Origin of the sequence: Pantoea sp. SIMBA_079 (genome assembly GCF_046940275.1) — a bacterium.
Taxonomy (GTDB): domain Bacteria; phylum Pseudomonadota; class Gammaproteobacteria; order Enterobacterales; family Enterobacteriaceae; genus Pantoea; species Pantoea borealis.
This window is the reverse complement of record NZ_JAWRYR010000939.1, coordinates 1-234: the sequence shown is the minus strand read 5'-3', so window position 1 is coordinate 234 and position 234 is coordinate 1. Positions and strand designations below refer to the sequence as shown.

General features: G+C 65.4%; 1 pseudogene. It reads left to right on the top strand.

From position 1 onward, the window contains the following. Positions 1-234 (top strand): annotated as a pseudogene (locus tag SB719_RS22695) (ABC transporter ATP-binding protein); the annotation flags it as partial.

Sequence of the window (234 nt, the reverse complement as noted above, 5' to 3'; positions counted from 1 at the left end):
GTGGCCGGCTACGCGCTGCTGATGTGGCGTTTCGTGCCGCAGATCAGCCGAATCTCCGAACGCCAGGCCGACGCCCGTGCGGTGATGACCGGCCGCATCGTCGACAGCTACACCAACATCGCGACGGTCAAGCTGTTCTCGCATTCGCAGCGCGAGCAGGCCTATGCACGCGAGGCGATGGACGGCTTCCTCGACACCGTGCACCGGCAGATGCGCCTGGTCACGGTGATCAAC